Here is a 25,409-nt window from a genome sequence, read left to right on the forward strand (position 1 = left end):
CATGACCCGTTTTTCCGAGCAGCGCTTTCTCGTGTATATCGGATAGGTGAACGACGACGATCAGCGTGCCCTGGATCTCCTGCACCAACTCGACCGGCTGCCCGGCCCCACGCACATGGAGTTTCCCGAGGGATTCGACTACGACCGAGCCAAGGCGCGAGCAGAAGCCCTGGCCGAGCGCCTGGGGCACGATTTCGGGCCTTGTCGTATCGACACCATGCAGGACGCTGCCGCCTACTTCATTGTCTGTGTTCCTCAGGAGGGGACGGAAGCCAGTTGGCCCATCAGGATCTGGCTGAGCAACTACGGCGATCTCGCGTCGATTTCACCGCCGTCCGGATTCCCTGACCGCATTTCCGACACCGTCCCCCAAGACGCCATTTCCCCGACGGATCACCTCCGGCTGGAATCCGCGCTGGCGGACCTGGAGTACGTACTCGTCCCTCATCGCCCCCTGAAGCGCGCGTACGACGGCATCCACACCGACTGGACGTGGGTGGGCGATCCCACTTGGTGGATTCGCTTCTTCTACCACCTCTAGGGCAGTTCGTCAGAGCCGGGTGGGCGCGCCGTCGGCCGAGCGCGCGGGGCTTCGACGATCATGTGACCCGGCAGCCCCCAGCGCAGCCGAACGGAGCCCGGCCCGTGGCCTCAGTCGTACTCTCCCCGCTCCCGGTCACCCCGCACAGTCCGGAGGCCGCGCCCGCGCGCGAGCCGTGGCGCCGACGTCATCGTGTGCCGCTGATCGCCACGGGATCCGTACTCCCGCTCTACGCCTGGTGGGCCACGGCCCTCGCGACCGGCGGTGGGGATCTCGCGGCGCAGGAGGCCTGGGCGGGGTTCGTCGCACGCCACCCCGGCGCCGTGTACAACCTCTCCTGGCACGGCGGGCTGCACACTGGTTCCTACAGCCTGATCTCGCCTTATGTGATGGCGGTCTTCGGGGTGGTCCCCGTGACGCTGGCGAGCGGCCTCGCGTCCACCTGGCTGGTGGGGCGGATCTGTACCCGCTGCGGCATGGCCCGAGCCCAGCGGCCGGCCCTGCTGGCGGCCCTGCTGGCGGCCCTCATGCTCTGGTGCCAGGCGGCCTCCGGGCGCACCACCTTCCTCCTGGGCGTTGCCTTCGGGCTCGCGGCCGTACTCGCACTCGTGAGCGGGCGCCGCGGCGCGATCGTGACCGGCTGGGCGCTGCCCGCCACGATGGCCAGCCCCGTCGCCGGACTGTTCCTCGCGATCCTGGGCACGGCATGTCTGATGACGCCCCGGCATTCAGCGGCGGCGACACCGACAGCCTCCGCCTCAGCCGCAGCCGCATTGCTGGTGCCCCCCGTGGCCGTACTCGGCCTGACGGCCTGGCTGTTCCCCTTCCACGGCGTGCAACCCATGGGCCTGGTACGGATCTGGCCCCCACTGCTCATGGCCGTATGCGTCGTCCTGGCGGCCCCGCGCTCCTGGCTGCTGCCGCGGTCGGCCGCGGCGGTGTACGCGGTGACTGTCGGTCTGGCCTATCTGGTCCCCTCGCCGGTCGGGACGAACGTCGAGCGGCTTGCCCATCTCGCGGCGCCCCCGGTGCTGCTCGCCGCCGCGTTGGCGAGGCAGGTCCACGCCAACGCGGCGGGCGGGCCCCGCCGGTGGTTCGGGAGGGCGCGACGGGCCGCGCTCGTCCTCGGCCTCGCCCTCGCCGTCACCTGGGTGGGAGGGAATACGGCGGCCCACGTCAGGGACACGGCGAAGGTCCCCCGGTGGGCGACGGACACCGACGGTGTCGTGCACGCCCTCGAACGGCTGGGAGCGGACCGCTCCAGGGTGGAGGTGGCCATGGCGCGCAGCCATCGGGAGGCGGCCGTGTTGGCGCCGTACGTCACCCTGGCCCGCGGCTGGAACCGGCAGGCAGACGTGGAGCGTGGACCGCTGTTTTACGAGGGGTACGACGGGGCGGGCGTGCCCGCAGGGACCTTCACGGCGGACGCCTACCGCGCCTGGCTCGACCACTGGGCGGTGGGCTTCGTCGTCCTGCACGACGGCCCGCTGGACGCCGCGTCGGAGCGTGAACACGCGCTGGTGACCAGCGGGCCCGCGTATTTGGCGCCGGTGTGGCGGGACGAGCACTGGCGGATCTACCGGGTCGAGGATCCGGTGGCTCTGGTGGATCCGCCCGCGTCGGTGGTGCGCTCCGACGGCGCCGAGATCGTCGTACGGATGCCGGGGCCCGGCACCGTGACGCTACGGCTCGCCTATTCGCCGTGGCTCCGGGCCGAGGGCGCGGACCCGGGCGGGGGCGAGTGCCTGGCACCCGCGCGCGACGGACTGACCCGCTTGACGGTGACGCGGCCGGGCGAGGTCACGATCGGTTCCGCGTACCGACTTGGGGCCCGGCGATGCGCAGAGTGACGGAGGTTCCGCCGCGCCCGGCGGACACCGACACGGGCAGGGGCACCGGCACGGGCACCGGCACTCGCACCGGCACGGGCACGGGCACGCCGGTGTCGGCCCGACTCGCGCTGGCGTGCGTCCGCCACCACCGGATCGTCCTGCTGCTGTGGCTGCTGCTCCTGGGTGCCGGGCTGGCCGCGGTCGGACCGGTGGTGAACCGGCTGGACCGGCAGCCCTGGAGCGTGGCCCCGCACGAATCGGTCCGGGGCAACCGCCTGTTGGACGGCGTCCGGTCCTTCGAAGGGCAGATCGACGCGGTCGTGGCGGGCATGCCGGTGGCCGACCCCCGGTTCCAACGGGAGTTGATGGCCGCGAAGCGTGATCTGTCCGCGGTCCCCGACGTGATCGCGGTGACGGCCCCCACGGCCCCCACCACTCGCTCCGCTCCCTCCGCTCCCTCCACTCCCTCCGTTCCCTCTGCTCCCTCCGACTCCGCCGTTTCCTCCGACGGAGGAGCCGCCCTGCTGTCGGTGCGGCTGGGTCGCGGACTCCCCGATGGCGTACGGCAGAAGGCCGAGGCGGCGGTCGAATCCCGTGTGCGGGACATCGCCCGCTCCGTGCCCGGCGTAGAGGTGACCCTCGGCGGCAGCGACCGCGCGCGGCGCGCGGTGGCCGAACGGTCACTGGCCGACACACGGCGCAGCGAGCTGATCACCCTGCCCGTGACCCTGGCGGTGGTGTACGTACTGTTCGGCGGCTTGGTGGCGGCCTCCGTGCCGGTGTTGGCGGCCGTGTGCACGGTCGGCGCGGGCATGCTCTGGCTGTTGATCCTGTCGCGCTGGTACGACCTCACCTCACCCGCGCTCTCGACGACCACCATGGTGGGGCTGGCCCTGGCCATCGACTATTCGCTGGTGACGGTGGGGCGGTTCAGGGAGGAGAGGGCCGCGGGGCACGACGTCGCGGCTGCGGTGGTGCGGACGATGGCCACGGCAGGGCGCGCGGTCCGGTTCGCCGCGCTCGTCGTCGCGGCCGCGCTCTGCGGGCTGGCCGCCTTCCCGAGCGACTTCTACGCCGCGATCGGCCTGGCCGCGGCGGGGACCGTCGCCCTCTCCCTCGCTGCCGCACTGACCCTGACTCCGGCCCTGTTGGCGGCCTTCCCGAAGCGGATCGGCGCCTGCGCCGCCGCCCGTGGCACCGGCTACGGCGCGTTCGCCCGGCTGGCCCGTTGGACCCGCCGGCACGCGCTTCCGGCCGCCGTCGGCGTCGGGGTGCTGCTGCTCGCGTGTGCCACCCCGTTCCTCCGCGTCCACCTGGTGAGCCCTGTCGGGGAACAGCAGCTCCCACCCGCGGCGGAGGCCCGGCGCTATGCCGACATCGTGGCGGAGCGGTTTCCTCAGCACCGTGCCGATGCGGTGGTGATCGTGGCCCGTACCGACCCGGCCCGGCTTCAGCAGTGGGCGGGCCGCTTCGCGGGTGGCCGGGACGTCGAGGCCGTGGGCGCGGCCACGGCTGCGGGCCCCGGGGTCTCGCTCGTCCGCATGGTGCCGCGGGCCGACTCCGAGGGCGGGCCCGCCGACCGGCTCGTCCAGCGTGTCCGGGCGGATCGCCCGGCCGACTTCCCGGTCTGGGTCACGGGACGCAGCGCCCTCGACATCGACTTCAGGGCCGAGGTCGTCGACCACGCGCCTCGGGCCGCCGCCCTGATCGCGGCGACCACCTTCGTCTTCCTCCTGCTGATGACGGGGTCGGTGCTGCTGCCGCTCAAGGCGATCGCAATGAACACCCTGTCGCTCGGTGCGTCGTTCGGCGCTCTGGTCCTCGTCTTTCAGGACGGCTGGGGCGCCGGGCTGCTCGGAGTGCACACGCTGGGCGGACTGGGCTACTGGCTCCCCGTGGTGGTGTTCGCGCTGGCCTTCGGCCTGTCGATGGACTACGAGGTGTTCCTGCTCTCCCGCATTCAGGAACTCCACGACTCCGGGGTGGACAACGACCTCGCGGTCGAGGTCGGTGTGCAGCGCTCCGCCCGGATCATCAGTTCCTCGGCCGCGCTGATGTGCGTCGTCTTCATCGGATTCGCCACGGGTGAGCTGCTGGTCATGAAACAGCTGGCGATCGCGCTGACCGTTGCCGTCGTCGTCGACGCCACGCTGGTGCGGTGCGTGCTGGTTCCGGCCACGATGACACTGCTTCGCGGCGCCAACTGGTGGGCGCCGCCCGCGCTCCGCCTACGCTTCCGCACGCTGCGGTCCCCCGCTCGGGGTGCCGGGACGATGGACGCCTGACGCCGGCCGACCAGGTCCGTACGGCGGGCGCACGTTCAGCACAACTCGGTGGCGTTCGGCGTGAAGATCAGTAAGGTTCGTGCGCATGGTCTCGGTATTGCAGAACGTGGCGGTTGACTGTGCGGATGCCTACGGGCTGGCCCGGTTCTGGAGCAGTGTGACAGGCCGTCCGCTGCATCCGGATGCCAGGCCGGGTGACCGGGAGACTCAGGTGCTGCTGGCGGAGGGCCCGGTGCTGTACTTCAACCAGGTGCCCGAGGCGAAGACGATCAAGAACCGGATCCATCTGTGTCTGCGCCCCGAGACCTCCCGCGATCGGGAGGTGGACCGGCTGCTGGGCCTCGGTGCCACCTTTGTCGCCGATCACCGAAATCCCGACGGTTCGGGCTGGGCAGTCCTCGCCGATCCCGAGGGCAACGAATTCTGCGTCCTGCGCAGCGACTCGGACCGAGCGACCCCATGAACCCCTGAGGGCTGCATGCACAGCGGGCGGCCGGAGCCGTACCGGTTCGCCGACGATCGCGGCGAGCCCGGGAAAAGCAGATGCCCCCATCAATGGACTCGGGCACGCTGAGCCACTGAGCCGCTGAGCCACTGAGCCAGGAGCCGCCAAGCCGCTGACCTGCACATTCGCGACCCCTTGCACGCCATGGCGCCGCCAACGAAGCGGATGGCGCCGAATATGGCTCCCCAATGGCGCCACGGATGTGCCATTATGGTGCCACGAGGGGCGCACCGTTCGGTTCACGAGCCGCGGGGTGCGCGTTGGGCGGGGTGAGCCATCGGAGGGGTCGGATCATGGAGACAGCGCAGAGCACTCAGCAGGTGGCACCCGGCGCCTTCGCCGCCTTCGCCCGCTTCGTGCTCTGCGGTGGCGGGGTGGGGCTCGCCTCCAGCTTCGCCGTGGCCTCCCTCGGCTCCTGGATCCCTTGGGCCCTGGCCAACGCCCTGATCACCGTGGGCTCCACGCTCCTCTCCACCGAGCTGCACGCCCGCTTCACCTTTGGCGCCGGCGGGCGTGCGACCTGGCGTCAGCATGCGCAGTCGGCCGGGTCCGCGGCGGCCGCGTACGCGGTGACCTGCATGGCGATGTTGCTCCTGCAGCAGCTGGTGGCGACGCCCGGTGCGGTGCTCGAGCAGGTCGTCTACCTGTCGGCTTCGGCGCTCGCCGGTGTCGCGCGGTTCGCGGTGCTGCGACTCGTCGTGTTCGCGCGGAACCGCTCGCAGGGCACGGCTACCGTTCGCACCGCCCATCCCGTCCACGCAACCGTGGCTCGCGCGGCGGCCCCGGCCGGCGCCGCGGCGCTCTGCCGCGCGGCCTGACCCTTCCGCCTGATCCGCCGCGGCCCAGCCGGACAGGACAGCCGGGCTCCCGCATGCTCGCGTGGGTCCTCGGGAACCACCACCCACCGGGGCCGGCCCGTCCGACCCCTGGTGGACGGGCCGGTGGGGAGTGGACGGGTCATGGCCAGTTGGACGGAATGGTGACGTTCACGTCCTGAGTCAGTAACGGTCCCCCGGGAAGGGGATTTCAGCGATTCCGCCGGGCAGAACCGAGTCGTCGACCACGCCATTCAAGCCATGTGAAGGCACACGGGGGCCACCATGCGCACTGCCCGCAAGAGTTGGAAGACCTACGCCCTCGGAGTCGCGGCCGTCGCCGCGCTCCTCTCCTCCGCGGCCTGTGATGCCGGCGGCACGGACAACGGCAAGAGCCCCACCGCCTCCGGCACGCCGGGTGCGACCGGCTCCCCCACCCCGTCCGGCACGCCCAGCACGGCCGGCACCACCCAGCCGAGCGGCGGGGGCACGACCAGCCCCTCGCAGAGCCCGGGTGGCGGAAACACCACCATCGCGGCCTGCAACGACAACGACCTCTCCATCGACACGTCGGGGTGGCGACAGGACTCGGGCCAGCACCTCCTCATCACGGCCACCAACTTCACCGACAAGGCCTGCACCCTCTACCACTACCCGTACGTCCGTTTCGGCACCGACATCGGGGCTCCGCTCAGTCCGACCGAGTCCAAGCCGCGGGCCATCGCCACGATCGGGCCGAAAGAGAAGGCGTACGCGGGCGTGTTCGTCTTCAAAGCGGGTCAGCAGACGAGGACCGTCACGTCGTTCTCCCTCGGCTACCAGGACAGCGCCCTCAACAGCAACAAGGATGTGGCGCCGCTCGACATCAGCTTGTCGGACGAGGTCGGCTCCCTCACGGTCGGGCCCACGCCCCGGGTCACGTACTGGAACACCGACCTCCGGGCGGTCGAGGACTTCCTGTTCAGGTCGGGCAACAGCTAGGCAGTATCTGGCCGTCCCCTTACGGGTCCAGGGTCGTACGCCAGGCCGTATCCAGGGTGGACCGATCGTGCCGAGGAACTCGTTCCGCCAGGGTCCGTCCCAGTCAGGGCACGGGCCGCCCCCGGCGATGGCGTGGTCGGGGCCGCCGCCGTCAGGCGTAGTAGCTGAGGATCACCAGCAGAGCCGTGCATTCCGCGACGAGCTGGACGCAGAGTGCCGCCTGACGCACACGCAGGGCGGGGGCGGGGGCGGCCAGGGCAACGACCAACGCCACGACGGCGATGCCGACGCTCCAGAGGAACAGCCGGCCCGGCAGCCCTCGGGTGCACTGAACCCCGTACGTCACACAGCCCGACACCCGCACGGAGGACAGGAGCAGGATGGCGGCCGCCACGACCGCCCCCGGGAACAAGGCTGCGGACAGGCCTGCCCAGAACCGGGAACGGTCCCTTTCACCGGCCGCCCGCACCGGGGCCGTCGCAGCGGAAGCAGTTGCGTTCATGGCTCCATCCCACACGGACGGCGGGCCCGGTACAGCCGTCCGGGTACTCACCTCGCGGGTGTCGCCCTACTCAGACCGCAGGACGCAGGTCGCAGGCTGCGCGGCTTCCGGGGAAGGCATGGCCCCGCGTCTCCGACGCGGCGACCGATCAGCGGTATGGTGCGGCCCGTGTCCGAGCACCAGCGCGACCTCGTCGGGTACGGCGCCGAGCCGCCGCACGCCGCATGGCCCGGCGGTGCCCGCGTCGCCGTCAGCCTCGTCCTCAACTACGAGGAAGGCGGGGAGCAGAACGTCCTTGAAGGTGACGGCGCATCCGAGGGCTACCTCCACGAGCTCGTCGGTGCGCCGCCCGTGGTCGGCGGGCGCGATCTGAACGTCGAGTCGATGTTCGCCTACGGCTCGCGCGCCGGCTTCTGGCGAATCCATCGCACGCTCGCGGCGCACGGCGCACCGCTGACCGTGTACGCCGTGGGGCAGGCCCTGGAGCGCAACCCGGACGCGGCGCGCGCGATGGGCGCCGCCGGTTGGGAGGTGGCGAGCCACGGCTGGCGCTGGATCGACTATCGCCACGTACCCGAGGACGTCGAGCGCGCCGACATCGCGCGCTCGATCGCCACGATCGAGAGGCTCGTCGGGCGCCGCCCCGTCGGCTGGTACACCGGCCGGACGAGCGCCGACACGCGGCGCCTGGTCGTCGAGGAGGGCGGCTTCCTCTACGACTCCGACGACTACTCGGACGACCTGCCGTTCTACGTCGAGGCCAGCGGGCGCTCGCACCTCGTGGTGCCGTACAGCCTCGACGCGAACGACTTCAAGTTCCTGATCGTCCACGGCTTCACGACCGCCGACGACATGCTCATGTACCTCGTCGACTCGTTCGACACGCTCCATGCCGAAGGCGCCGACCGCCCGCGCATGATGAGCATCGGCCTGCACTGCCGGATCATCGGTCGGCCCGGCCGCATCCGCGCGCTCGACGGGTTCTTGAAGCACGTGGCGCAGCGCGGGGGGACGTGGCTCGCCACGCGCGAACAGATCGCACGTCACTGGCTCTCCACGCACCCGCCCCCGCACTGACCTCACGCCGCCATGACCGGTGGATTGCGGGGGGGGGGTACCGCGGCAGGCCGGTCAGGTGCCTTCGCCGAGGACGGTACGGATCAGCGTCCGCTGGGCGTCCGAGAGGAAGGGGTCCTGAAGGTCGAGCACCTCGTCGTCGACCGTGATCCGGTAGTGATAGCCGTCGGCCACGGGGGCAACGGCCTGTTGCGCGAGTTCCTCCAGCTCCGGCGCGTCCGCGCGGCCCAGGGTGTCGAGGGCGCGGAGCTTCTCGTGTCCGGCGAAGCCTCCGGAGCGGGTGACCGTGATCAGCATGGCTGTTTCTCCCAGTTCGCAGTGGTGTCACGCGGTCTGCACGTCGCAGCCACTCCTGCGGTTGCCCCGAACACCGGCTCGCTGTCACGGAACAGGGGAGCGTCGGTGCGAACGTCCGGAAAGCGCCGCTGCGTGGCCGACCTGTCGTCAGCAGGCCACGGGCAGCGGCGCGTTGTCCATGGCTGCTGAGGTCTCTCGCCGTCCGCGTACGGACCCAGGGGCGGCCGGGAGCCTCCAGCCGCCCCGCCCCGTTCTCCCCGTTGCTCACTCGATGTAGAGGCTCCGGCCGTGCGCGATGGTGACCTGGCCGGCGAAGATCGGGTGCACCACCTCGCCGCCGCAGTTCGGGCCCGTCCACACCCAGGCCGTCCCGCTGGTGTAGTTGGAGACCTGCGACGGGGCGAAGTCTCCCAGGGGGAAGCATCCGCTCGGGTCTCGGTTCGGGGCGCCGTCGATGAACAGGATCCCCTGAGCCGCCTGTGCCGTGCCTGGGGTCGCCAGCGCCAGCATCGCGGCCGCCGCGCACGCCCCGAGCAGCCTTGCCGTACGTCGCATCATTCGCCTACCTCGTTTCTCTCCCCCGACCAGGTGTCATGACTGAGAGTAGGGAGTCAGTGACGTTCCGTGGTACGGCGTGCGGTAGTGAAGGAGGGGCGCGTGGATCTTCAGGAAGCGGCGACACGTTCGTCAACAGCGCGCCACGCCGCGCACTTACGCGTGAGGGTGACGGCTTTCACCTGGTCGGGCCAATGGCGGGCGGCCGACTGCCGCGAATGGCCCAGCATCCGCGCACCGGACGTGCCGCGCGTCTGATGAGATGCCTAACGTCGCTGGCAGACACATGGTTCGGTTCACGACGCGTGTGGAGGTGTCATGTCCCATCGAGGCCGCTGGCTGGCAGGCGCCTGCGCAACCCTGGTCGCTGTCGGCCTGCTCGTCACCGGAGGCGCCGTGGCCACGCCGCCGGAAGAGAAGTCCGGCAGCAGCCCCGAGTCCGAGGTCGCCGTGGGCGCCTATCTCCACTACGGCTCGCCCGGGGTCGACAGGATGCAGGGGCTCTCTCGCTGGCTCGGGGGTTCCGAGCTGCGCGCCGGGCACACCTACCTGCCCGGCGACACCTGGTCGAACATCGAGGGGGCACCCGACTCCTTGCACACCTGGGCCGCGTGGCGCAGGGCGCGAGCGGATCGGCTGTTCGTCCTGAACGTGCCCATGCTGGAGCGCAACGAGGCCGGCGTCCCCGACGGCCGGGTCGCCGAGCTGCTCCGCTCCGGTGCGCGGGGTCAGTACGACCACCACTTCCGTCGGCTGGCCGAGCGCCTGGTCGGCCTCGGGGTGCCGGACACGGTGATCGTGCTCGGCTGGGAGATGAACGGCTTCAACTACACCCACCGGTGCCGGCCCGATCCCGAGAGCTGGAAGGAGTACTGGCGGCGCATCGTGGCTGCCATGCGCTCCGTGGAGGGGCAGGATTTCCGGTTCGACTTCGCCCCCAACCGCGGCGGCGATGCGATCGCCTGGACCAGGTGCTACCCCGGCGACGACGTGGTCGACGTCATCGGCATGGACAGCTACGACCAGCCGCCGGGCGATTCCTTCGAAGAGCAGGTCACGCAGCCCTACGGACTCCAGCAGCAGGTCGACTTCGCGCGGGCGCACGGAAAGCAGATCTCGTACCCCGAATGGGGGCTGTTCCGGAACGGCGACAACCCCGAATACATGCGGGACATGCTGGCATGGATCGCCGACCACAAACCGCTCTACCAGAGCATTACCGACTACTGCCCGCACGGTGTGTGGCAGTGCGGGCAGAACCCGCGCTCCGCACAGGTGTTCCGGGATTTCCTGTCCACCAAACAGGGCCGCGGTCGCTCCTCCGGCTTCGACCGTGAGGACGACAGGGTTCGGCCGGAACCGTAGAGCACGCCCACCCGAGTCCCCGCGGCGGCCCTCACCGTCGATCCACCGTCAGCGCGGACCGTACGAGGGCCGGCCCAGCCGGGGTCAGTCGGTTGTACCGATGACACTGCGAGCGGCAAGGCGGAAGTCCTTCACTGCCTGGTAGAGGGTTCGCTCCCGTTCGGCGGCTAGGGCGCTGTCCTCCGCCTTTCCGGTGGCATTTCCCGCGTGGGCGTTCTCGGCCATCCGTCGCATCACCTGCGAGAGATCGCCGGAGGCGTCGGCAACGCGCTCCGCGACGTCCGCGAGGGATGCCGGCCCTTCGAGGATGACCACTTCGCAGGCGCGGTGGACTTCGCGGGCCAGGGTGACGAAGCGGCCTATCTTCTCGTCGATGTCGGGCAGGTCGGGTTGGTCTGAACGCAGCGCTTCGAGGACGGCGTCCATGGCGAGGTCGCGGTCGTGGAGGGCGCTGAGGTAACCGGCATAGGCTTCGCGGCGATGCTGGCGGCTCCATTGGGCGTGCTGCGACCGTGCCTGGGCACGGGCGTTGACGATCGCGGCCCCGAGAGTGGTGGCGGAACCGACGGCGGCGCCCAACAGCGCGGCGAGTCCTGAGTCCATGGACCCAGTCTGCCGTTCCTGTCGTCCACCCCTTCGGCCGGGGCCCCATGCCCCGCTCGCGGTGACCGGGGCGACTTCACGCGCGCGAGCCTCCTGGCCGGCGGTCGAACCGGCTGTCGGCCTGGCGCAGTTGCCGGCCGAGGGAGGTGAGGGTGGCGGGTTCGGCCTACGCCTGCGTGCGGCGGGCGTAGGCGCGGGCAGCGCGGGCCCGGTCGCCGCAGCGCGTGGAGCACCAGTGGCGCCGGCCGTGCCGGAGGAGGTAGCGGGTGCAGGGGGTGGAGCCGCAGGCGGTGAGGCGTTCGACGTCGGGGCCGGTGAGTAGGTCGGCCGCGTTGGCCGCGAGTACGGCGAGGGCGTGCTCGACGATCTGGGTGACGGGGTGGGCCGCCTCGCGGTACAGGCCGCGGGCCGGGTCCCAGTGGAGCAGGGAGGCGGCGGGGGCTCGGGTGAGCGCATTGTTGACGGCGGCCAGCGCGGCGGCCGGCGCGGGCAGTCCGGCGACGTGGGCGGCGAGCAGCGCGCGGACCTGTTCGCGCAGGGAGCGCAGCAGGGTGGCGCACATCTCCGCCAAGCCGGTGTCGACCGGAGCGAGGCCTCTGTCGACGAGCCACTGCTCTGCGGCGGCGGGGGTGCCGAGGAGATCGACGGAGTGCCCGCCGGGCAGGGAGATGGCGCTGTTGGCGAGGTCGAGGGCGGGGTACTGCTCGGCACCGGGCGCGGGCGGCAGCGGCTCGACGGTCACGATCTCTTCCATGGCTCTCATGGTACAACTCGCACTCTTCCGTGATTCTCACGTTAGAGCTTGCATTCATCCGTGAGAAGCATCTACGGTGATCACGGATGCACCACTCCCTATCCGTGAGGATGCTTCATGTCTGCCACCGGCACCACCGCCCTCGAGCAGTTCCCCGTCCGCGTCTTCGGCGGCCCCACCGCCCTTTTCGAGTACGGCGGTCTGCGGTTCCTGACCGACCCGACCTTCGATGCCCCCGGCGACTACCAGGTGCCCGGCGGCTCACTCCTGGTCAAGACCGCACCCGCCACCGGCACCCCCGCTGACCTGGGCCGTATCGACGTGGTCCTGCTCTCCCACGACGAGCACGCCGACAACCTCGACACCTCCGGCCGGGCCCTGCTCGCCGACGTCCCCCTCACCCTCACCACCCCCGGCGGCGGAGAGCGTCTGGGAGGCAAGGCCAAGGGGCTGGCCGACTGGGAGTCCGTCGAGCTGGACCGCCCCGGCGGCGGCACCGTCACCGTCACGGGCGTGCCCGCACTCCACGGCCCCGGGCCGCGCGAGGAGGTCGAGCCGATCACCGGCCAGGTCGTCGGATTCGTCCTGACCGGCGAGGGTCTGCCCACCGTCTACGTCAGCGGCGACAACGCCTCGCTCGACGTGGTCAAGGAGATCGCCGCCCGCTTCACCCCCGTGGACACCGCCATACTCTTCGCCGGTGCTCCCCGCTTCCCCGTCCTCTTCGACGGCGAACCGCTCGTCCTGAGCAGCGCCCAGGCAGCCGAAGCCGCCGAGATCCTCGGCGCCCGCCGGGTCGTCCCCGTCCACTACGACAGCTGGGCCCACTTCACCGAGGGCCGCGACGAGTTGGTCGCCGCCTTCTCCGCCGCCGGGCTGGCCGACCGCCTGGACCTGGGCAACCGGGGCTGACCGACACCCGGCCACGGGCCACGGGCCTCTGGCCACGAGCCGCTGACCTCTGGCCAGGGCGGCGGGGTCCGTCAGCCGCAGTGGGGACCTGCGGCTGACGGACGTCTTCCCGGCCCCGCCGGCCCGGCTACGCGGCGCCCGTCATACGGGCGAACACCACCACGTTGCTGTCGTAGTAGTGCTTCTTGGGGTCGAAGTCCCCGCCGCAGGTGACCAGGCGGAGGCCCGCGTGGTCGAGGTTCTTGTAGACCTCCAGCGTGGGGAACTCGGCCTTCGGGTACTCGGCGACCCGGTCCACGGTGAACGTGACCGTCTTGCCGTCCCGCCGGGCCACCTTGATGGTGTCACCGGCCTTCATCGTCTTCAGCTTCTCGAACACGGCGGATGCTCCGTTCCACGTGACATGACCGGCGATCACGGCCGGCCCTTGCGAACCGGGGGTCGGCCCCGGCTCGTACCAGCCCGCGAGCGCGGGGTCCTTCGGGGTCTGCATGGTGCCGTCCGCGTTCTGCCGGAGCGTCTCCAGGGAACTGGACAGGCCGAGCGAGGGGATCGTGATCTTCTGCGGCTCCGACCGGGCGAGGGCGGGCTCGGCCTGGCCCGCACCACCCGTACCCGTACCGCTCTGTGATCCGTCCGCAGGTGCCGCGGGCTTGCCACCGCCAGGCGCGGCGCCCGCGGCGGACGGCGCCCCGCTCTGGAGGGTCTGCCCCGCCGGGGCGGGGGGCTTCGCCGTGTCCTGGCCGGAGCACCCCGCGAGGAGCAGCCCGGCGAGGGCGGCGGCTGCCAGGGGACCTGCGGTCCGGCGGCGGAACCGAGCGATGGAGACTGCGGGTGCGGGTGCGGAGGGCGTAGGAGCCGGCTTCACGCGCCGCCCCCGGTGGTCTTCCTGCGGACGGGGACGGCCACGGCCCGCCTCGTTGCGACCGCGACCGCACCGGCCACCATCGCGAGTACGGTGATCGCCGCGCCGTCGCGCATCGTCACCGGCGCCGCCGCGTGCTGCGTGGAACCTCCGCCGGTCTCGATGCCGCCGACCGGGATGGACCCCACGGCCGCGCCCTTGACCTCTCCGCAGTTGGTCGGAGCCGTGGCCTCCTGAGGCAGCTTGGGGTCGAGCTCACTCTTGCCGGCCCCCTCGAAGTCGTACTTCTTGTTCTTGTTGCGGTCGATGCCGTGCTGCACGACGTGCAGGTCCTTGATGTGGTCGACCACGTCCTGACCGACGGTGATCGTCCGCTTGTAGGAGACCTTGCCCTGCTTGTCGGCGACGGGCATGCGGTCCACGGCGAGACCGCTGGTGGCCTTGGTGTCCCCGCCCGTGGTGAGGGAGATGTTGATGTCGCCGTAGTCGTGCGTGGCCTCGGTGTTGCTGAGGACGCCGTCCTTGTCGGTGTCGTCGGTTGCGTCCGGGCAGTGGAAGTCGTGGCCCTTCGTCGAGCCGTGCAGGTGCTGGGCCGACGGCTGGCCGGGCACCATGCCCTTGGACTCGATTTGTACGGTGAGTTGGTTTCCCTTGAGGCTGAGCATGACCGTACCGCTGGAGCCCGAATCGTTCAGCTGCGCCAGGTCGATCTGGTACGCCTTTCCGCCCTCCGCGAGAGCTGGTCCGGAAAGGCCGAGGGTGAGGAACACGGCGGCGGGTACGGCAGCGAGAACCACGAGGCGACCGGTGCGCTTGACTATCACTTTCGCTCCTGTTCCGTGGATCCCCAGGGCGGGAATCGCAGGTCGTACGGGGTGGAGGAGACACCCCCTTATGAGGGGACTCGCTCCTTCTTCGGTGCCCCAACTCCCGCAGGCTGGTGCCTATGTGAGGTACTTCAGACGACGGCCGCGGCTGACAGCCGCCCACCGGTCATCCAGATGCATGACATCGCATCGGTCAGGGCAGGGAATCGGGCAGCCTCGCAGAGCATTTCCGAGAGCACGAGAATTCCGTGTGCGGTGCACTTCGGATCCCGGTTCCGATGCAACCAGACCACCGCGTCGCTCAAGGGGCGGCGCCCCAGGAGGATCCCCGAACGCCGCACGTCGGCGGCCGACTCCAGGTCGGAGCGGCCGCCGCCGAACGGCAGGGCCTGCGTCCGGCGGATTCCGGGTGGCGCGGCCGAGTCCCGCACGTGGCGGACGTACGCTTCCGGCGGCGCCTGCCCGTTCTCGAAGGTGTTGCGGAATCCGACGATGCGAAGGCCCGCGTTCTGCAGGCGGAGCTCGATGTAGAGCTCGATGAACAAACCTCGAAGCTGAATGCGCACGGGGAGGTGGGGCATTCCCCCCTCCCCGCGCCCGGCCCTGCTGAATGCGCCCTGAGCATCTTCCGCCCTCGACCGGATGGTCGACGTCAGGACCCGATACTCGTCCACCGATGCGTACGCCGGGGAAAACGACACGGGTTTCAGCATGGCCGCCCGTATCAGGTGAAGGAGCCGGAACTCGGGCCCCTCGGAAGTAATCTGACCGCAATCGGTTCGATTCTGCTGCACTCACGCATGCACATCCACCGCCTTCGACATCATTCCGATCGCCGACGGGGTGTCATGGTCCCCATCGCCGGGTTCGGTTCGGTTGGGACCTTTGTAGTCCTCCTGGCGGCGGCAGAACGAATACTTGGCCTCTCGTGCTAAGAAATCGGCGCGCGATCCCGACGACCGGAGGCCGACCTTCCCCCCTCAACGAGCCGTACCACACCACGAATTGGCAGCCCAGCCCAGCACTCAGCACCTGAGACCGCCCGCTGTGTCCGTGCCCGCCTGCGACTGTGCGAATGCGTCAAAGTCAGGGACGACCTTGCCCTCAGGGGCGCCGAGGGGCCGGCGGCGTCACCAGCTCGGCGCGTTGATGCGGTACTCGACGGGGGAATCTCCGCGCATGGACTTTGCCAGCTCGGCGACGTGTTCTGCCTGGGGCGCGGACAGGCGTCGGAGCTCCCACAGCACCGCTGCGGCGTCCACCGCCTCCGGAGCCGGAGGCCCGGGCACCTCCGGCAGGAGGACGCCTGTCAGCCCGGCCAGTTCGCGGGCTTCGAGCCCCAGCAGCGCGGCGAAGTCCGTCACCAGGCGGGCCGTCAGCTCCGAGCGACCATCACCGATCACGGTGTAGGTGGCTGCCGACAGGTACGTGGGCGTCACGACCGCCATGGCGTGCGCCAGGCCCGACCTGGACAGGTTGCGGTACCAGAACATGCGAATCAGCGCACCGCACGGACCATCCGCCAGCGGCTCGGGTTCCTTCGGGACGAAGGGCGAACGGCGCTTCTCCTGCGGCAGTGCGCGGATGGACTGCAGGAGTTCGCTCCGTCCCGCCGCCGGGAGGTGGACCGCATCCATCACGATGTACGCGACCCACGGGGTGGCCGCGGCGTCCAACGGCGCCAAGTCGTCCGGGACTTCCCACCCCGCGAGGATCAACAGGTCGGCGGCGTGGAGACCCAGCGCGGTCGCGAGCCGTCGGAGCAGGCCCTCGCTGGGGGTTTCCCGTGCGAGCACGCCTCGGATCTCGTCCGCCGTCACCCCGGCGCGGTCGGCCAGCTCCGGCACGCCGACTCCCCTGTGGTCCAGTAACCACGCCAGCATCGAGCTGAAATTCGAGGACTCTGTCATGCGCACAGCCTAAGCAGCAGCGCACGCGAAAGGCGGCAGCGCGACGATGCCGCTGATCACCCACCCGGTGCGCCGGCCACGCCCGCGGCGCGATTGGATGGGCCGTGAACGACGAAGGGAGGGTGAGCAATGGCGTTGCATCCCGAGGGCATCTTCACCAGCGGACCGATCGCACATCTCGTCGCGCTCGCCGCGGATGGGCCCGATCCGCTGGAGTGGGAGGTGCTGCGGCTCGCGCGGGTCACCCGGAGCGATCACTGGGACGCGGCCTGGCGGCACACCGCGCAGCCGCTCGCTTCCCAACTTGATTACATGGCAACGGCGTTCAGCGAGGCATTCTTCGCGACCTGCCCGCAGGACACCCGCCGCGCATGGACAGCGGCCGCCGGGACCAAGAGCATGCCCGAGTTCATGACGGAGCTCGCGATGCTGATCCGGCTGGCGGACCGGCAGTGGCCCGCCGGATACGAGGACGTCCCGCTCGCCCAGTGGGAAGTGCGGTCCCAGTTCCCCCTGTTGCTCGAGCTGGACTCCTGGTCGTACGACGAAGAGCACGGCTCGTACGAGGAGAGCCTGCTGGCCTTCATCGAGGCCGAACACCCCTTCTGCTTCTACGAGCTGCTCCCCCGCCTCACCCAGGCACTGGAGGTGCGGACGCTCAGCACGCAGTCCGACGCCTTCGCCGCGTCCTTCCGAACCCTCCAGCCGGCCGCGACGCCGGAGGTCCTCGACACCCTCGCCCGGGTGTCGTTCACCCACCTGACGGAGCACCATGGCTGACCATCCGGAACCGCACACCACCCTCCACGACCAGCCGTTCCCCGAACTGCTCGGACTCGCGTGCCAGGCGGTGACCAGCGCCGATGGCCGGTGGATCGCGGTCAGTTCGGTGACACACCAGCAGAGCCGGATCGCCGTCTACCGCGTCGCCGACCTGTCGTGCGCCCACCTGCTGACCTTCACGATGGAATCCGAGTCGATGGCGTTCCACCCCACGCTGCCCCTGCTCGCCATCGCCCTCGACAACGGCGAAGAGTACGGCCGGGAAGGAGGTCTCACCCTGCTCGAGGCCGATACGGGCCACCGCGTCGATTTCACCGACCCGGCCTGGGGCATCGAGCCGGTCCGCTGGCTGGACGACCGCACCCTCGAACTCACCTTCTTCGCCCTGGACCACGGCGAGGACACCCTGATGACCCGGGCGACCGTCGTACGCGAGAACTGGCGCGGCCTCGCCCCCGACGCCCTCGACCTGACCGGCCTCGACCGGACACCTCACGGTCCCGAGGACCCGGGGACGTACGACGACGTACCGCCCGCGCTGCCGCTGCTGCGCGCCCTCGCCGAACGGGCCGGACGCCGTTACGACGCGCGGGGCGGGGTCCGGGCCGTGGCCGGGCTCGGCGACGGCCGGGTGCTCGCCACCCGTAAGCACGTGGCGGTGGAGTGCTGGGCCGCGGACGGATCGGCGCTGTGGAGCGTGCCGGCGCCGTCGGCGAGCCCCGGCACCCGGATCGAGGTGGCCGCCGACGAGCGGACCGTACGCGTGGCCGTCGCCGGTCCCGACCGCCGCGCCCGGACCGACTTCCTGCTCGTCGACACGGCCGACGGCAACGTCCTCGACCAGCACGCGGTGCCGTTCTCCGCCACGATGTCCACGCGTACGGACGGGGTCTGGGCCATCCGGGACACGTACGACCGCTGCTTCGGGAGCGAGCCGCCCGCCCCGCCCAACACACGGATCTTCGCCGCCGACGACAACCCGATCGGATCGGTCCACGTGCCGGACCGGTACGACCTCGTCCCGCTCGACGCCCGCCGGTGCCCCGAGCTGCTGTACGTGCGGAAGGGGCGGCGGGACGTCGTCGCCCTCGCCCCGGACGGCGCGGCCGAGAGCGTGCTCTTCACCGTCGACGCGCCGCTCGGCCGGGCGGTGTACGCGTCCGATGGCGCCGGCCCCGCTCTGCTGCACGGGCGGACGGAGCTCGTCCGCCGGGCCTTCCCGTCCGGTGAGGTCCTCTGGAGTCGGCCGATGGAATCCGAGGTCATCGACCTCGACACGCGCGCCGGGGTCCTGTACGCCCTGTGCGCCGACGGCAGCCTCGTCTGCGTGGACGCGACCGACGGGGCGCTCCTCAGCCGGCGTCCCCTGCCCCCGTACGGACCGCTCTCGCTGCACGCCGCTCCCGACGGCACGGTCCTCGTCGGCACCGCCGCCGGTCAGATCCTGCGCCGCCGCCCGGACGGGTCCGAGCAATCCGGTTCGCTGTAATCCGCTTCGGGGCACGCCGGGGTGCCCAGTAGCATCCCCGGATGCCGAACATCGAGACCTTGACGCCCGCGGCCGGGCGAACCGACTCCGCCGGACTGCGCGCGTACGACCCAGACCTGCTCGCGCGGTGCGCCGTCGACGGTGCGCAGCCCTGGTGGCGCCGAACGGCCTGTGTGGAGGCGCTGGTCGGCCGGGTGCCGCAGGCGCGGGTCGGTGAACTGCTCGCGTGCGTCCGCGACACCTACGACTCCGGGACGGTCCGCAAGGCGCTGTTGGACCTCCTCTCGGACCGGGTCGAGCTCCTCCCCTGGCTTCGGCACGAGGACCGGCGGCGCGAGGAGGCGTACGGCATGCGGGAGGCGGTCCTCCGGGCACGCGGGGCCCTCGGGGACCGCACGGCGGCGGCCGAGTTCGCGACCCTCGCCTTCAGCCACTGGCGGACCAGGCGGGCGGTCGGGGAGGCCGGACTGGATGCGCTCATGGACCGGCACGGGGTGGAAGCGGTGCTCTCCGAGCTCGGAGACGGGCGACCGGAGGACCGGGCCGTCGCCGTACGCGTGCGGGACCGCGCCGGCGAGGACGTCACCGACGCACTCGCCGACCCGGACCCGCAGGTGGCCCACCTCGCGCAGTCGCTGCTGACCTGCCCGGACCGGCTCCGCGCCCACCTCGCCGAGGCTCCGACGGAGGACGCCGCGCTGTGGGCCGCGTACGCGCTGCACCGGCTGACCGGTGACGTGGCGCAGACCCGGGCCGCCTACGAGGCGCTCGGGCGCCCCCGGGTGGAGGTCGACGGCCTGGACGAGGAGATCCGCCGTGCGATCGTGCACGAGTACGGGCACGAGTGCGAGAAGCAGAGCGACCCGCGCTGGCGGATCGAGGCCCTGTGCACCGAGCCGCCCCGACCGCCGGACGAGGAGCGGCAGCTGGCCCTGGCCACGGCCGCGCTGACGGCGGCGGGGCTGGCTCCCCGTACGCCGCTCTCCTGCGGCGATGCCAACCGGCAGGGCGGCGGCACGTACCACGTGATCGGGTACGGGGATGGCGGCAGGAGCGAGGTCTTCATCAGCACGCTGGGGCGGTTCGCCGGCGACCACGAGGACGATCCCGCCGCTCGCGCCGCCCTCGAGGCGGCCGGCTTCCGCTGGATCGACGGGCCCACCGGGTCGATCCGCGTCACCGGCCTCGGCGTCTACTACTTCGGGGCGCGCGAACCGCTCGACGTACACACGCTGCTGTTCTACTGGCAGGACTGAGGTCGGGCCAGCCGTCCTGTGGTCCCGGGCACTGCCACGGTTCGGCTCCTACCGGGCGGTGGTCTCCTTCACCGCCCATGCCACGTACTCCTCCGAGGCCGCGAGGGTCGGCAGCACGATCCACTGCGGCACGTCGTAAGGGTGGCGCTCGTGCACCCACGCCGCCAGCGCGGCGACCTTCTCCGTGGTCGTCTGGAAGGAGACCCGGTACCCCCGCTCGTGCTGCAGGGCGTCGTTCCGCCAGGAGAAGGTGGTCATCCGCGCGTCGATGTGCGCACCGGCCGCCAGCCGGGCCTCCACCGCGCTCCGCGCCATCTGGTACGCCTTCTCCTCGTCGTCCAGGGTCGTCTGTGCGATCACGATGCCGGCCACGCCGGTCCTCCTTGCTCGGGTTCCACCGACCCTACCCACGGCCGGCGCCGAGGAGGTCGTTTCCTCATGGCCGGCTCACTGTGCGGTCACGCTCGTGTGCGTCCCGCGGAAATCCGGCACCCCTGGCACTGTCGGAGGCGGCTGCTAGCCTCCGGCGGTTGATTTCACAGACCGGGGAATGGGGGGACCAGCCGTGCACGAACGCACAGTGGACCAGATCCTGAGCGAGAGCTGGGAGAGCTACGCACAGGAGGCGCTCGCGAGTGCCGATGAGCACTACGCCGGCCGGGACCAGGTCGCCGAACTCTTCGGCGAGCCCGATCCGTTCGAAGAGGTCGTCGCCCCCTTCGGCGCTCGGTGGCCCGGGCTGGCAGCCGTGCCGGCCGGGCGCTGGGCGGACGCCGAGCAGGTGGCGGCGCAGGTGCTCGCCGACCTGACGGGGGACGACGCCGACGTCGAGGCCGAGGCCTGGGAGCCGTACCTCCTGGACAGGACGTACCGAAGCGGGGACTTGCCCGTGCTGGCCGCAGAGCGCGGCCTCGAGGGCGCGGGCTGTTGGCCGTACGGGATGGACGAGATGTGCGCGGTCCTGCGGTCCTGGGAGGAGCGTTTCGGTACACGGCTGGTGGGGCTGGGGGACGACCGCGTGATCCTCTCGGTGGCGGCACCCGTGAGAACGACGGGTGAAGCCGAGGCCATCGCCGCCGAGCACTTCGCGTTCTCTTCCGACAACATCACCCAGGGCTACGACGAGACCCTCCACGCCTACGCGGCCAACCAGATCGTGGGCAGGCAGGTGTGGTGCTTCTGGTGGGACTAGCGGAATCGGCGGCGGTACGTCGCGGACCCGGGACGGTGCTGGGCGCAGGCGCCGTAGCTTCTGCGGCCCGCCGCGTTTCTCCGCCACGGCCGCGCAGGCCGCGCAGGGCCGGTAGTGACATTTCGCCACCAACTACCTGGGCCAGTTCGCGCTCGCCTGCGCCTGCGCCTGCGTGGACCGGATCGCCGTCGTCAGTTCCACCGGTCACCGGCAGCGCCCTCGTGTGGGGCGACGTCCACTTCGCCTTCCGCGCTGCGACCCGTGGCCCGCTGCACCGTGGACCCGGCGCATGCCCAGCGGCTGTGGCGGCTCGCCCGGGAATGGCTCGCGCACGCCGACTGACACGGAGGCGCACTCTTATTGCCTCGCAGCCGTGATCGAAACCCCCGACCGGCCGACGAAGAGATCACATTCAAGTGGCATATTTGAGACAGGGCAAAGACGTTATCCGCTCGTTATAAACTCGGGGGTGCGGCGGAAATGTCAGTATTTGTCGTAGGAATACGAGCCCCTCACCGGCGTTCCACACCCCCGGAAGGCGCCAGCAAATAGCACGGGCCACGCCCGTTCCGTAACCCCTTCAGGCCATGCAATTTGATCGAGTGCTGGGTAACTTCGGCCCGCATGACTGCTCATGCAGAACTAGCCCGTTACCGGAAGACCCCGCCGCCCACCCCCTCCTCCGCTCCGACCGCCTCGACCACGTACATCGACCGCCCCCGGCCGGGTGACGGCCCCCTGCTGTGGCGCCTGGCCCGCGACTCCGGGGCGCTGGACCTCAACTCGGCCTACAGCTACCTCCTCTGGTGCCGTGACTTCGCCGGAACCTCCGCGGTGGCCCGCGACTCGTCCGGGCGCGCCGTCGGATTCGTCAGCGGATACCTGCGGCCCGACAGTCCCGGAACCCTCCTCGTCTGGCAGGTCGCCGTCGACGAATCCGTCCGCGGCCTGGGAGTCGCCGGGGCCATGCTCGACGGCCTCTCCGCCCGCGTGGCGGCAGAACACGGACTGAGCTCCCTGGAGGCCACCGTCTCCCCCGGGAACCTCGCGTCGGAGCGGCTCTTCGCCTCGTACGCCGAACGGCACGGCGCCACGCTCACGCGCGAAGTGCTGTTCGCCGCGGAAGAGTTCCCGGAGGGCGGGCACGCCCCGGAGGTCCTGCACCGCATCGGGCCCCTCCACTTCTGAATCCCGGTCCGTCCCTTCCCGTTCCGGGCCGCCACCCCGAACACCCCGTACCGAACACCCCCACACCCATTGGAGAGTTGCCTTGACCATGACCGAGCCGGTCCTGTCCGTATTCGAGACCGTGGAGTCCGAGGTGCGCAGCTACTGCCGCGCCTGGCCCGTCGTCTTCGAGCGCGCCACGGGAAGCCGGCTGTACGACGAACACGGACGCGGCTACCTGGACTTCTTCGCAGGCGCCGGGTCCCTGAACTACGGCCACAACAACCCCGTCCTCAAGCGGGCCCTGCTCGACTACCTGGAGCGGGACGGCATCACGCACGCGCTCGACATGGCGACGACCGCCAAGAGGTCCTTCCTCGAAACCTTCCGGTCCCACGTCCTGGAACCCCGCGCTCTGCCCTACAAGGTGATGTTCCCGGGGCCGACCGGCACCAACGCCGTCGAAGCGGCGCTCAAGCTGGCGCGCAAGGCCAAGGGCCGCGAGTCGGTCGTCTCCTTCACCAACGCCTTCCACGGCATGTCGCTCGGCTCCCTCGCGGTCACGGGCAACGCCTTCAAACGGGCCGGCGCCGGCATTCCCCTGGTCCACGGCACGCCGATGCCGTTCGACAACTACTTCGGCGGCCAGACCCCCGACTTCCTCTGGTTCGAGCGCCTGCTGGAGGACCAGGGCTCCGGACTGAACCATCCGGCGGCGGTCATCGTCGAGACGATCCAGGGCGAGGGTGGGGTCAACGTGGCGCGCGCGGAATGGCTCCGCGCCCTCGCGGACCTGTGCAGGCGCCGCGACATGCTGCTGATCGTCGACGACGTCCAGATGGGCTGCGGGCGGACCGGCGAGTTCTTCTCCTTCGAGGAAGCGGGCATCACCCCCGACATCGTCACCCTGTCCAAGTCCATCAGCGGCTACGGGCTCCCCATGTCCCTGTGCCTGTTCAAGCCCGAACTGGACCTGTGGGAGCCGGGCGAGCACAACGGCACCTTCCGCGGCAACAACCCGGCCTTCGTCACCGCGACCACGGCCCTGGAGACCTACTGGGGCGACAACACCCTGCGCGAGCAGACCCTCGCCCAGGGCGCGCGCATCGAGAGCGCGCTGGGCGAGCTGTGCGCCGAACACGGCCGGCTGGGTGCGACGCACCGGGGCCGCGGACTGGTCTGGGGCATCGAGTTCGCGCAGAAGGAGCGCGCCGCGGAGGTGTGCCGGAGGGCCTTCGGGCACGGTCTCCTCGTCGAGACCTCGGGCCCCGAGGGCGAGGTCGTGAAGCTGCTCCCGCCGCTCACCGTGACCGGCGACGAACTCGACGAGGGCCTCGGCATCCTGGCCCGCTCCGTCCGCGAGACCGCCTGACGGCCTGACTGCCTGACCGGGCACCCCCGTACCACGTACCACGTACGCACCACGAAGGGCACCACCATGATCGTCCGCTCGTTCCGGGACATCGAGGGAACCGACCGCCACGTCAGGGCGGCATCGGGCACCTGGGAGAGCAAGCGCATCGTCCTGGCCAAGGAACGCGTGGGCTTCTCGCTGCACGAGACCGTCCTGTACGCCGGCACCGAGACGTCCATGTGGTACGCGAACCACGTGGAGGCCGTGGTCTGCACGCAGGGCGAGGCCGAACTCAAGGACGAGGAGACCGGCCTGACCTACACGATCACGCCGGGAACCATGTACCTCCTCGACGGCCACGAACGGCACACCCTTCGCGTGAAGCAGGAGTTCCGCTGCCTGTGCGTCTTCAACCCGCCCGTGACCGGGCGGGAGGACCACGACGAGAACGGCGTGTATCCGCTGCTCACCGAACCCGACCAGCAGAGCTGACGTACCCGAACACGCAGAGAGGAGAGGCAGGCACCACCATGACCTACGCATCCACCCGCACTGTGCACGACCTGTATCCGACCCGGGGCTCCGAGGAGGTGCTCACCGGCCGCGTGGACCCCGTCGTCTGGTCCGAGCCCGGCACGCCGGGCCCGATGTGGGCCCACGAGCTGGAGAGCTTCGAGCGCGACGGCTTCCTGTCCGTGGACGAACTCATCACGCCCGACGAGGTGGACGTCTACCGGGACGAGATGGACCGGCTGCTCCGTGACCCGTCGACGCTGGCCGACGAGCGGTCCATCGTGGAGCCGAAGTCCCGCGAAGTACGCTCCGTCTTCGAAGTCCACCGGATCAGCGAGGTGTTCGCGGCACTCGCCGCCGATCCGCGCGTCGTGGGGCGCGCGCAGCAGATCCTGGGCTCCGAGGTGTACGTGCACCAGTCCCGGATCAACGTGAAGCCCGGGTTCGGCGCCAGCGGCTTCTACTGGCACTCCGACTTCGAGACGTGGCACGCCGAGGACGGTCTGCCGCACATGCGCACCGTGTCGGTGTCCATCGCGCTGACGCCGAACCACACCACCAACGGCGGCCTGATGATCATGCCCGGCTCCCACCGGAGCTTCCTGGGATGCGCGGGTGCGACGCCGAAGGACAACTACAAGAAGTCCCTCCAGATGCAGGACGCCGGCACCCCGTCGGACGAGGCGCTGACCAAGTTCGCCTCGGCCTGTGGCATCAAGCTCTTCACCGGCAAGGCGGGCTCGGCCACATGGTTCGACTGCAACGCGATGCACGGCTCGGGTGACAACATCACGCCCTTCCCGCGCAGCAACGTCTTCCTCGTCTTCAACAGCGTCGAGAACCGCCCGTCGAAGCCCTTCGCCGCGCCGGTGCGCCGTCCCGGGTACATCGCGTCGCAGGACTTCACCCCCGTGGGCTGACGCGTCCGCACGACGTGGACGGGCCGCGCCGGGCCCGTCCACGTCCGCCGTGCTGCGCCGGGCCGTGCCGCGCCGGGCTGTGTGACCGTGGAGAGCGTACTGCTGTGGG

At 70.8% G+C, this 25,409-nt stretch carries 27 protein-coding genes; 17 read left to right on the forward strand and 10 right to left on the reverse strand.

Annotated features, from left to right (window positions below):
- Positions 1-46: 46 nt before the first annotated feature.
- The 6 genes from AB0D29_RS34280 (at position 47) to AB0D29_RS34305 (ending at position 6,959) form a co-directional block, all read left to right on the forward strand.
- Positions 47-541 carry a hypothetical protein gene (locus tag AB0D29_RS34280; protein ID WP_362859636.1) on the forward strand — a complete coding sequence of 165 codons (495 nt, stop codon included), beginning with the start codon at positions 47-49 and terminating at the stop codon, positions 539-541.
- Positions 542-645: 104 nt separating this feature from the next.
- Positions 646-2,391: a hypothetical protein gene (locus AB0D29_RS34285; RefSeq protein ID WP_362859638.1), complete on the forward strand. Its 1,746-nt coding sequence runs from the start codon at positions 646-648 to the stop codon at positions 2,389-2,391.
- Positions 2,379-4,658: an MMPL family transporter gene (locus AB0D29_RS34290; protein ID WP_362859639.1), complete on the forward strand. Its 2,280-nt coding sequence runs from the start codon at positions 2,379-2,381 to the stop codon at positions 4,656-4,658. The genes AB0D29_RS34285 and AB0D29_RS34290 overlap by 13 nt, the downstream gene beginning before the upstream one ends.
- An 85-nt stretch (positions 4,659-4,743) precedes the next feature.
- Positions 4,744-5,121 carry a VOC family protein gene (locus tag AB0D29_RS34295; RefSeq protein WP_362859641.1) on the forward strand — a complete coding sequence of 126 codons (378 nt, stop codon included), beginning with the start codon at positions 4,744-4,746 and terminating at the stop codon, positions 5,119-5,121.
- 335 nt (positions 5,122-5,456) lie between these two features.
- On the forward strand, positions 5,457-5,981 hold the full coding sequence (locus AB0D29_RS34300; protein WP_362859642.1) for a hypothetical protein: 525 nt from the start codon (positions 5,457-5,459) through the stop codon (positions 5,979-5,981).
- A 282-nt stretch (positions 5,982-6,263) separates the two neighbouring features.
- A complete protein-coding gene (locus AB0D29_RS34305) occupies positions 6,264-6,959 on the forward strand; it encodes a DUF4232 domain-containing protein (protein WP_362859643.1) in 696 nt (231 codons plus the stop codon).
- 151 nt (positions 6,960-7,110) lie between these two features.
- Here AB0D29_RS34305 and AB0D29_RS34310 read toward each other — a convergent pair whose 3' ends face one another.
- Positions 7,111-7,461: a hypothetical protein gene (locus AB0D29_RS34310; protein ID WP_362859644.1), complete on the reverse strand. Its 351-nt coding sequence runs from the start codon at positions 7,459-7,461 to the stop codon at positions 7,111-7,113.
- A 168-nt stretch (positions 7,462-7,629) separates the two neighbouring features.
- Between AB0D29_RS34310 and puuE the strand changes: the two genes are divergently transcribed.
- On the forward strand, positions 7,630-8,538 hold the full coding sequence (gene puuE, locus AB0D29_RS34315; RefSeq protein WP_362859645.1) for an allantoinase PuuE: 909 nt from the start codon (positions 7,630-7,632) through the stop codon (positions 8,536-8,538).
- Between the two features lie 54 nt (positions 8,539-8,592).
- On the opposite strand, the gene AB0D29_RS34320 is transcribed toward puuE, so the two are convergent.
- Complete coding sequence (locus tag AB0D29_RS34320; protein WP_362859646.1) at positions 8,593-8,835, reverse strand: protealysin inhibitor emfourin; 243 nt, start codon at positions 8,833-8,835, stop codon at positions 8,593-8,595.
- 264 nt (positions 8,836-9,099) lie between these two features.
- Positions 9,100-9,393, reverse strand: a complete 294-nt coding sequence (locus AB0D29_RS34325; RefSeq protein WP_362859647.1) for a hypothetical protein — start codon at positions 9,391-9,393, stop codon at positions 9,100-9,102.
- Between the two features lie 315 nt (positions 9,394-9,708).
- On the opposite strand from AB0D29_RS34325, the gene AB0D29_RS34330 reads away from it, so the two are divergent.
- Positions 9,709-10,755, forward strand: a complete 1,047-nt coding sequence (locus AB0D29_RS34330; RefSeq protein ID WP_362859648.1) for a glycosyl hydrolase — start codon at positions 9,709-9,711, stop codon at positions 10,753-10,755.
- A gap of 84 nt (positions 10,756-10,839) precedes the next feature.
- Here AB0D29_RS34330 and AB0D29_RS34335 read toward each other — a convergent pair whose 3' ends face one another.
- Both AB0D29_RS34335 and AB0D29_RS34340 read right to left on the reverse strand, forming a co-directional pair.
- Complete coding sequence (locus tag AB0D29_RS34335; protein WP_362859650.1) at positions 10,840-11,358, reverse strand: proline dehydrogenase; 519 nt, start codon at positions 11,356-11,358, stop codon at positions 10,840-10,842.
- Positions 11,359-11,524: 166 nt separating this feature from the next.
- Positions 11,525-12,121 carry an ABATE domain-containing protein gene (locus AB0D29_RS34340; RefSeq protein WP_362859651.1) on the reverse strand — a complete coding sequence of 199 codons (597 nt, stop codon included), beginning with the start codon at positions 12,119-12,121 and terminating at the stop codon, positions 11,525-11,527.
- 108 nt (positions 12,122-12,229) lie between these two features.
- Here AB0D29_RS34340 and AB0D29_RS34345 point away from each other — a divergent pair, with 108 nt between their 5' ends.
- Complete coding sequence (locus tag AB0D29_RS34345; RefSeq protein WP_362859652.1) at positions 12,230-13,024, forward strand: MBL fold metallo-hydrolase; 795 nt, start codon at positions 12,230-12,232, stop codon at positions 13,022-13,024.
- Between the two features lie 127 nt (positions 13,025-13,151).
- Here the strand turns inward: AB0D29_RS34345 and AB0D29_RS34350 are convergent, their stop codons facing one another.
- The 4 genes from AB0D29_RS34350 to AB0D29_RS34365 form a co-directional block, all read right to left on the reverse strand.
- Positions 13,152-13,892, reverse strand: coding sequence for a class F sortase (locus AB0D29_RS34350; protein ID WP_362859654.1), 741 nt, complete (start codon positions 13,890-13,892; stop codon positions 13,152-13,154).
- Positions 13,889-14,713, reverse strand: a complete 825-nt coding sequence (locus AB0D29_RS34355; RefSeq protein WP_362859656.1) for a hypothetical protein — start codon at positions 14,711-14,713, stop codon at positions 13,889-13,891. Before AB0D29_RS34355 ends, AB0D29_RS34350 begins: the two co-directional genes overlap by 4 nt.
- Positions 14,714-14,847: 134 nt before the next feature.
- Positions 14,848-15,261, reverse strand: a complete 414-nt coding sequence (locus AB0D29_RS34360; RefSeq protein WP_362859658.1) for a ribosome-inactivating family protein — start codon at positions 15,259-15,261, stop codon at positions 14,848-14,850.
- A 585-nt stretch (positions 15,262-15,846) separates the two neighbouring features.
- Complete coding sequence (locus AB0D29_RS34365; RefSeq protein WP_362859660.1) at positions 15,847-16,626, reverse strand: hypothetical protein; 780 nt, start codon at positions 16,624-16,626, stop codon at positions 15,847-15,849.
- A gap of 129 nt (positions 16,627-16,755) precedes the next feature.
- Between AB0D29_RS34365 and AB0D29_RS34370 the strand changes: the two genes are divergently transcribed.
- From AB0D29_RS34370 to AB0D29_RS34380, 3 genes are read left to right on the forward strand one after another with little or no spacing between them, the layout of a single operon-like run.
- The gene (locus AB0D29_RS34370) at positions 16,756-17,406 is read left to right on the forward strand and encodes a hypothetical protein (protein WP_362859662.1); all 651 of its coding nucleotides are present in this window, start codon (positions 16,756-16,758) and stop codon (positions 17,404-17,406) included.
- A complete protein-coding gene (locus AB0D29_RS34375; protein WP_362859663.1) occupies positions 17,399-18,898 on the forward strand; it encodes a PQQ-binding-like beta-propeller repeat protein in 1,500 nt (499 codons plus the stop codon). Before AB0D29_RS34370 ends, AB0D29_RS34375 begins: the two co-directional genes overlap by 8 nt.
- A gap of 41 nt (positions 18,899-18,939) precedes the next feature.
- On the forward strand, positions 18,940-20,154 hold the full coding sequence (locus tag AB0D29_RS34380) for a hypothetical protein (protein WP_362859664.1): 1,215 nt from the start codon (positions 18,940-18,942) through the stop codon (positions 20,152-20,154).
- Positions 20,155-20,202: 48 nt separating this feature from the next.
- On the opposite strand, the gene cutA is transcribed toward AB0D29_RS34380, so the two are convergent.
- Positions 20,203-20,526: a divalent-cation tolerance protein CutA gene (cutA, locus tag AB0D29_RS34385; RefSeq protein ID WP_362859665.1), complete on the reverse strand. Its 324-nt coding sequence runs from the start codon at positions 20,524-20,526 to the stop codon at positions 20,203-20,205.
- A 193-nt stretch (positions 20,527-20,719) separates the two neighbouring features.
- Between cutA and AB0D29_RS34390 the strand changes: the two genes are divergently transcribed.
- From AB0D29_RS34390 to thpD, 5 genes are all read left to right on the forward strand, one after another.
- Positions 20,720-21,346, forward strand: a complete 627-nt coding sequence (locus AB0D29_RS34390; RefSeq protein WP_362859667.1) for a DUF4253 domain-containing protein — start codon at positions 20,720-20,722, stop codon at positions 21,344-21,346.
- Between the two features lie 624 nt (positions 21,347-21,970).
- Positions 21,971-22,534: a diaminobutyrate acetyltransferase gene (gene ectA / locus AB0D29_RS34395; protein ID WP_362859668.1), complete on the forward strand. Its 564-nt coding sequence runs from the start codon at positions 21,971-21,973 to the stop codon at positions 22,532-22,534.
- Between the two features lie 82 nt (positions 22,535-22,616).
- Entirely contained in the window at positions 22,617-23,885 is a 1,269-nt protein-coding gene (gene ectB, locus AB0D29_RS34400; RefSeq protein ID WP_362859670.1) for a diaminobutyrate--2-oxoglutarate transaminase, read from the forward strand.
- 66 nt (positions 23,886-23,951) lie between these two features.
- Complete coding sequence (locus AB0D29_RS34405) at positions 23,952-24,359, forward strand: ectoine synthase (RefSeq protein WP_362859671.1); 408 nt, start codon at positions 23,952-23,954, stop codon at positions 24,357-24,359.
- A gap of 38 nt (positions 24,360-24,397) precedes the next feature.
- Entirely contained in the window at positions 24,398-25,300 is a 903-nt protein-coding gene (gene thpD / locus AB0D29_RS34410; RefSeq protein ID WP_362859672.1) for an ectoine hydroxylase, read from the forward strand.
- The last annotated feature ends 109 nt before the right edge of the window (positions 25,301-25,409 follow it).

This window comes from Streptomyces sp. NPDC048424, assembly GCF_040651555.1.
Lineage (GTDB): Bacteria > Actinomycetota > Actinomycetes > Streptomycetales > Streptomycetaceae > Streptomyces.